The 1,475-nt window shown below is 38.7% G+C and carries 1 protein-coding gene; it reads left to right on the top strand.

Going from position 1 to position 1,475, the window contains the following annotated elements; all coding sequences use genetic code 11:
• The first annotated feature begins 142 nt into the window (after positions 1-142).
• Complete coding sequence (locus tag QT996_RS28445) at positions 143-835, top strand: hypothetical protein (RefSeq protein ID WP_333050851.1); 693 nt, start codon at positions 143-145, stop codon at positions 833-835.
• The last annotated feature ends 640 nt before the right edge of the window (positions 836-1,475 follow it).

A 1,475-nucleotide genomic window follows, 5' to 3' on the forward strand; every position in this document is an offset into this window, starting at 1 on the left:
CAGTTCGTTCAGTTGTCAATACTGGGAAGCGTCAAGGTTTAACTGCTTATCAATCTATTCAACAAGCTCTCTCTATTAGATGGCTCCATTTTTTCCCCTAGTTGAGCAATTACACCAAATCTATTGCTTGGAGACATTTTTTATGAAGCACCTACCTTTATTCGCTCACATTCCCCGATTGTCAAATTTTTTAGAAGCTTTCAAAAAACACTTTTTTAGTGTACCGTTTTTAGCTCCTTTCAACATTCTGACTGTTCTGATTTTGGGCGGGCTGAGCGTATACGGCAAACTCAACCACCAGGGAGACGGAGTTGCACGTTTGTTTAGGGATCCTTTTAATTACGTGTTCCCTTACGAAGGCCTTCTAACGGGAGTTTCCGAAATCCTGTGGTGCATCCCAGTCGCAATTTGTGCATTTACTTTCGGAGTGTTGCGCCAGAAAGATCCACGCAGTCGAGCGGGGATATTCTTATTTTTTAGTGCTTTACTAATGGGAGTTTTTTTCCTGGATGACAGGTTTCGGATGACTTTGATTCTTTCTACTTTGGGAATATCTAAAAAATTAGTTTATTTGTGTTATGGTAGTGCTGTTTTTTTTTACGGAGTTAAGTTTTGGCGATACATCAAAACCACTCCTTACCTGTCATTAGTCGCAGCATTCCTATTGTTGGCTATCTCGCGGTTTGCGGATCCTTTAAAATTGCCAAGTGAAGGAGTACACGAGATATTAGAAGATGGCATTAAATTATTAGCTCTTCTGAATTTAGCCATGTATTTTTGGCACGTATGTCATCAAGAAATCTGGCGACATTTACGGCAAATCGAAGATCGTTGATCGCCTCGATTACATTACTATATAAAAAGCCGTTTCTGAATTAGGGTATCACTAAACAACGTCGGCGATCGCCTACGACCAAAATAATGTCTTTAATTTTGATAGGGCATCGGAAGATTAGCAAATTTTAGATAGTGAATTAATAATCCAAGGGAATGTCTGAGCAACTTGCTGCCTGATGTAGAATAACAAAAAGTTTTTCCTATCAAACGAGCTATCAGGATGTGTTAATATTGTATTTACGCGCCCAACACTTCAGCAGCGCCCTAACTGATGTAGCAAAGGATTCATAGGCTTTAACTATTTTTTTACGAAACTCGATCGCATAAATTTTCATTTTTTCTGCTTCTCTACCGAATGCAGCGTACTAAATATACATGAAAGAGGCTGTATTTTTACGGCACAGTGGGTAACGCCTCGGAAGAGATTGTTAAAAAATATATTGAAAACCCTGGGGGGGTAACAACCAGCCTGAAACCCATACCTTTGTAAGGATTGAGCCAATGTGTGCTAAAAAAAAATAGGCAGCATAATTGTTACACGCTTGCCTATCTCAAAAATAATGATAAGCTGTTGTGCCTTTAAATAGGGTATAATAAAAAATGAGTTTAGTCAATCTCTACAAAAATGCCAGCTAAAA

The organism is Microcoleus sp. S13C4, assembly GCF_036700865.1.
Lineage (GTDB): Bacteria > Cyanobacteriota > Cyanobacteriia > Cyanobacteriales > Microcoleaceae > Microcoleus.